5 protein-coding genes are annotated in these 5,455 nt (G+C 74.2%); 2 read left to right on the forward strand and 3 right to left on the reverse strand.

Annotated elements, in window-relative coordinates; all coding sequences use genetic code 11:
• Positions 1 to 638: 4'-phosphopantetheinyl transferase (locus ACFXAE_RS36010; protein ID WP_384723892.1), on the reverse strand; the 638-nt coding region annotated here is incomplete at its 3' end.
• Positions 635 to 1,489, reverse strand: a complete 855-nt coding sequence (locus ACFXAE_RS36015; protein ID WP_384723895.1) for a metallophosphoesterase family protein — start codon at positions 1,487 to 1,489, stop codon at positions 635 to 637. The genes ACFXAE_RS36010 and ACFXAE_RS36015, both read right to left, overlap by 4 nt.
• Positions 1,490 to 1,724: 235 nt before the next feature.
• Between ACFXAE_RS36015 and ACFXAE_RS36020 the strand changes: the two genes are divergently transcribed.
• On the forward strand, positions 1,725 to 2,852 hold the full coding sequence (locus ACFXAE_RS36020; RefSeq protein ID WP_384723898.1) for an ATP-grasp domain-containing protein: 1,128 nt from the start codon (positions 1,725 to 1,727) through the stop codon (positions 2,850 to 2,852).
• A 172-nt stretch (positions 2,853 to 3,024) separates the two neighbouring features.
• Here the strand turns inward: ACFXAE_RS36020 and ACFXAE_RS36025 are convergent, their stop codons facing one another.
• Positions 3,025 to 4,362 (reverse strand): 6-phospho-beta-glucosidase, encoded by a 1,338-nt coding sequence (locus ACFXAE_RS36025; RefSeq protein ID WP_384723901.1) that lies wholly within the window; start codon positions 4,360 to 4,362, stop codon positions 3,025 to 3,027.
• Between the two features lie 100 nt (positions 4,363 to 4,462).
• On the opposite strand from ACFXAE_RS36025, the gene ACFXAE_RS36030 reads away from it, so the two are divergent.
• A complete protein-coding gene (locus tag ACFXAE_RS36030; RefSeq protein WP_384723904.1) occupies positions 4,463 to 5,233 on the forward strand; it encodes an IclR family transcriptional regulator in 771 nt (256 codons plus the stop codon).
• Positions 5,234 to 5,455: the final 222 nt, after the last annotated feature.

Below are 5,455 nucleotides of genomic sequence, written 5' to 3' on the forward strand. Positions count from 1 at the left end.
CCCCCGGTGATCCAGCGGCCGGTGAAGTGGTCGACCACTCGGGTGCCCACGCGCGGGCCGGGGACGAGGAGGGTGGCCCGGAAGCCGCCGCGGGTGTGCTCGCCGGGGTCGGCGAAGAGGTCGAGGTCGGCCTCCATGAAGTCCAGCCACTTCCCGGTGAGCGGGAACCACGCCTTGTAGACGGACTCCTTGGCGCTGAACAGCAGCCGGTCCCAGTGCACGGCGGGCAGCTCCTCGGCCAGTGCGCCGATCCGCGCCGTCTCCTGCGACAGCGCCACGGAGGGCAGGACGCCCTCGGGCAACGGAGCGTGGGGCTCCGCGTCGATGCCGAGGGACGCCAGGTCGGCGGCGCGCACCAGGGCGGCGGCGCAGTAGCCCTGGCAGTGGGTCATGCTGCCGGCCAGCCCGTCGGGCCAGACGGGGGCGCCCCGCTCACCGGGCAGCACCGGCCGCGCGGGCACGCCCAGCTTGTCCATGGCGCGGCGGGCGCAGGAGCGCACGGCGGTGAACTCCCGGCGGCGTTTGAGGACGGCGCGCTCCAGCAGCGCCTCCTCCTCGGGATACAGCGGGGCGTCGACGCCCTCGTCACCGTAGGCCTCGACGGCGACCACCGTCTGCGGCAGCAGTTCCTCGATCATCGCTCCTCCTCCCGCGGCACGATCCGCCGCAGCCGCCCCGGAGGCTGCTCCCGCTTGCGCCACTCGCGCGGGTAGCCCACCGACACCTCCTCGAAGCGGACGCCGTCCTGCCGGGTGCTCCGGGGGATGTGCAGATGACCGTAGACCATGGTGTGGACGGGGAACCGCCGGTGCCAGTCGTCGGTGAGCACGGTGCCGCACCACATGGCGAACTCGGGGTACCACAGGACGTCCGTCGGATGGCGGTGCAGCGGCCAGTGGTTGACCAGGACGAGCGGCAGTCCGTCCGGCACCTCCGCCAGCCGGCGTTCGGTCCCGGCGACCCGGGCCCGGCACCAGGCCTCCCGACTCGGGTACGGGTCGGGGTGCAGCAGCTGCTCGTCGGTGCAGACGACCCCGGTGCCGTGCGCGTACTCCAGTCCCTCGTCCTTGGTGGCGCACCCGGGCGGCAGGAACGAGTAGTCGTACAGCAGGAACAGCGGTGCGACGGCGACCGGGCCGCCGGGGCCGTCCCAGACGGGGTACGGGTCCTCGGGTGTGACCACCCCGAGGTCGCGGCACCGTTCGACCAGGTGGTCGTAGCGGGCGACGCCGCGCAGCGTGACCGGGTCGCTCGGATGCGTCCACAGCTCGTGGTTGCCGGGCGCCCAGACGACCTTGGCGAACCGGCCGGCCAGGGTCTTGAGGGCCCAGCCGACGTCCTCCACGGTCTCCGCGACGTCACCGGCCACGATCAGCCAGTCCTCGTCCGACTCGGGCCGCATCCGTTCGACCAGCGCACGGTTCTCGGCGTAACCGATGTGCAGGTCGCTGATGGCCCACAGCTGTCCGCCCCCGTCTGTCCCCGCCATCACCCGTCGCTCCTTCAGCCGTCCCGAACGCCACCACGAGATCACATCCGTGCCGCCGGAACAAGCACACCCCGTCCCTGGATGTGGTACGGGAACAGCCGCCGAAGCCGTATAGTCTGCCCCGACACCACCGCCGTGAAACGCCCTTCGCACAGGGCGGTTTGGTGACCCTCCATACTCCTGCCCGGGCAACGGGCCGCCGAGCCCTGCCCGCGAACCCCGGAAGGCGGCCTGCATGGTCTCTCGCGTACGCGTCTGGCTCAACCGCACGTACGCGGAGAACGTGTTCTTCATGGATCAGCTGCGGAGAAATCCCGGCGACCGGGCCGTCGAGATCCACGCCACCCATGGCGATCCCGACTCCCCCGTGCTGGCCGCCGCCGACACCGCCGAGCTGGAGCCCGAGGGGCTGTCCCCGGCGGCGTACGTCGAGTACGCGCTCGCCCAGTGCGAGCGGCGCGGCATCGACGTGTTCGTGCCCCGGCTGCACCAGGCGGCGATCGTCGCGCACCGCGCCGAGTTCGCGGCGGTCGGTACGGCGCTGCTGGCGCCGCCGCCCGAGGCCGTGGCCGTGTTCCACGACAAGGTGATCGCCTATGAGGCGGTCCAAGCGATCGGGGTGCCCGTGCCGCCGTGGTGGCGGGTCCGCAGTGCGGACGAACTCGTGGCGGTGGTCGACGAGTTGGAGGCACGCGGGTACCGGGCCTGTTTCAAGCCCGCCTCCGGCGCGGGCGGGGTGGGCTTCCGCGTGATCACCCGCGCGCCCTTCTCGCTCACCCAGCTGAGCGGCTTCCCGAGCCCGTACGTGCCGCTCGGCCTGGTGCTGGACGCTCTGCGGGGGGCCGACGAGCCGGTGGACTGGCTGGTGATGCCCCGGCTGGAGCAGCCCGAGGTGTCGGTGGACTGCCTCACCGGGACCGACAACCGGATCCGGCTGGCGGTGGGGCGCACCAAGAACGGCCGGCGCAGGGGCTTCACGCTGCACGAGCGGTGGCTGGAGCCGGCCCGGCGGATCGCGGAGGGCTTCGGACTGCACCACCTGTCCAACATCCAGTTCCGGATGCTGGACGGGCGGCCCGTGCTCATGGACGTCAACACCCGGCCGGCGGGCGGGCTGCACCAGCTGTCGCTGTGCGGGGTGAACGCCCCGTGGGCCGCCGTGCGGCTGGCGCTCGGCGAGGACCCGGGCGAGATGGCGCCGCCGTTCCTGGGCCAGGACTACACGGTGGTGTCGGGTCCGCGTCCGCTGTTGCCGGTGACGCTGCCGCAGCAGCGTGCCGACCTGCCCGCGCCCGCGCTCGGGGCCGTACCGGCTCCGGCCGCGTCCGTGGAGGCGCGCACGGCGACCGGGACGCCCGCGTAGAAAAACTCCGGGAAATTTCCGCCGGGGGTGTATCAGGAGCCGGGCCGCGTGCTCTTGATGGTGAAGGCGACTTGGGGAAGCCGCCGGGGGGAAGCACGGGGGAACGGGGGGCTCGGGTCGGTCGGTCGCTGTCACGGGGGGCGACCGGCCGACCCGAAGCCGTGCCCACCGGCTATCCGAGGTAGGCGAGGCCGGGGTGGACGGCGGTGTAGCCGTCGAGGAGACGGCGGGCCACGTTCACGGAGTCCACGAGCGGATGCAGCGCGAACGCCTTGACGGCCGTCGCGCGGGAACCCGACCGGGCGGCGGCGAGCACCTCGCGCTCGACGGCCTTGACGGCGCAGACCAGACCGGTGGCGTGGTCGGGCAGCGGGTCGACGGAGACGGGGTGCGCGCCACTGGCGTCCACCAGGCAGGGGACCTCGATCACGGCCTCCGCGTCCAGCGGTGCCAGGGTGCCGCGGTTGCGGACGTTGAGGATCAGGGTGGCGCGTTCGTCGCGGGCGATCGCCCGCATCAGGGCGAGCGCCACGTTCTCGTAGCCGCCGGACAGGTCCTCGGCCTCGCGTTCGCCCGCGCCCGCCGCCTCCCGGTTCTCGGCCATGTAGGTGGCCTCGCGTTCGGCGCGGGTACGGTTCCACAGGTCCAGGGCGGGGACGCCGGGGTCGGCCGCCCCGGCGTAGAACCGTGCCTGCTGGTCGCGCAGGAACGCGCCCCGGGTCCGCTCCGCCTCCTGGTAGGCGTGTACGGCCTCACGGTTGAAGTAGTAGTAGTGCAGGTACTCGTTGGGGATCGCGCCCAGGGACCGCAGCCAGTCGGTGCCGAAGAGCCTGCCCTCCTCGAAGGAGCCGAGCAGGGCGGGGTCGGCGAGCAGGCGCGGGAGTTCGTCGCGGCCGGCGACCCGCAGGCCGCGCACCCAGCCGAGGTGGTTGAGGCCGACGTAGTCGACCCACGCCTCCCGCGGCCGCGCGCCGAGCACCCGGGCGATACGGCGGCCGAGGCCGACCGGTGAGTCGCAGATGCCGATGACGCGGTCACCGAGGTGGCGGGACATGGCCTCGGTGACCAGGCCGGCGGGGTTGGTGAAGTTGATGACCCAGGCGTCGGGGGCGAGGCGGGCCACCCGCCGGGCGATGTCGACGGCGACGGGCACGGTGCGCAGACCGTAGGCGATGCCGCCCGCGCCGACCGTCTCCTGGCCGAGCACGCCCTCGGCGAGGGCGACCCGTTCGTCGTGCGCCCTGCCTTCGAGGCCGCCCACGCGGATCGCGGAGAAGACGAAGCCGGCGCCGCGCAGCGCCTCGTCGAGGTCGGTGGTGACGGTCACCTCGGGCGCGTCGGGCACACCGGCGGCCCGCTCGGCCAGCACCCGGGCGATCGCGCGCAGCCGCCCGGCGTCCACGTCGTGCAGGACGACACGGGTCACCCGGCCCTCGGCGCGGTCCCCGAGCAGCGCCCCGTACACCAGCGGCACACGGAATCCCCCACCGCCCAGAATCGTCAGCTTCACATCCGCACCTTCCCACCACGACGAACCGGGACGACCCTACTCGCGGCGCGACCGCGCCGGGTACGCTCCGCCGACCCGACCCGCTGGAGGACAGCCGGCCATGACCAGCCGCTCCGCGCCCGACCGCCTGCTGTCCGTGCTCGCCGCCTTCGACCACGGACACCCGGCGCTGACGCTGACGGACATCAGCCGCCGGGCCGGGCTCTCGCTGACCACCGCGCACCGGCTCGTGGGCGAGCTCACCCGGTGGGGCGCGCTGGAACGGGACACGTCGGGGACGTACCACGTCGGGCTGCGGCTGTGGGAACTGGCCGCGCTCGCCCCGCGCGGGCCGGCGCTGCGGCAGGCCGCGCTGCCGTACCTGGAGGACCTGTACGAGGCGACGCACGAGAACGTGCAGCTGGCGGTGCGCGACGGGAGCGACGTCGTCTACACCGAGTGGCTGTCGGGGCGCTCGGCGGTCGGCGTGCACATCCGGGTCGGCGCCCGCTGGCCGCTGCACGCCACCGGGGTGGGCCTCGCCCTGCTCGCGCACAGCGACCCCGGCTTCCAGGAGGAGTACTGCGCGGGCCCCCTCGCCTCCTTCACCCCGTACACGATCACCGAACCGAACCTGCTGCGGCGGGTGCTGGCCGAAGTACGGCGCTCGGGCGTCGCGGTGAGCGACCGCCAGGTCACCCCGGACGCGCTGTCGGTGGCGGCGCCCGTGCGCGGCCCCGACGGCACGGTGAGCGCCGCGGTGTCGGTCGTCGTCCCCCGCTCCGACGCCCGGATCCCCGCCCTGACCCCGGCCCTGCGCCTCGCCGCCCGCGGCATCTCCAGGGCCCTGGGCTGGCGCCCGGCCGCCCCGGCGCGGGGCGGAGGCGTCTGAAGGACCCTCTTCCTTCCACGGCCCGGCCCCCGCCCACGGCTCACCGACAGTCTCAAGCCCACGGCCGACCCCCGCCCACGGCTCACCGACAGTCTCAAGCCCGCGGCCGACCCCCGCCCACGGCTCACCGACGGTCTCGGGCCCGCGGCCGACCCCGGGCGAAGCGGACTCGCCGGGGATTCGCCCCGCCGCTCCTCCTCGCGCCCTCGCGCCCCCCGCGGG

The sequence above is a fragment of the Streptomyces sp. NPDC059454 genome (assembly GCF_042749965.1).
Classification (GTDB): Bacteria; Actinomycetota; Actinomycetes; order Streptomycetales; family Streptomycetaceae; genus Streptomyces.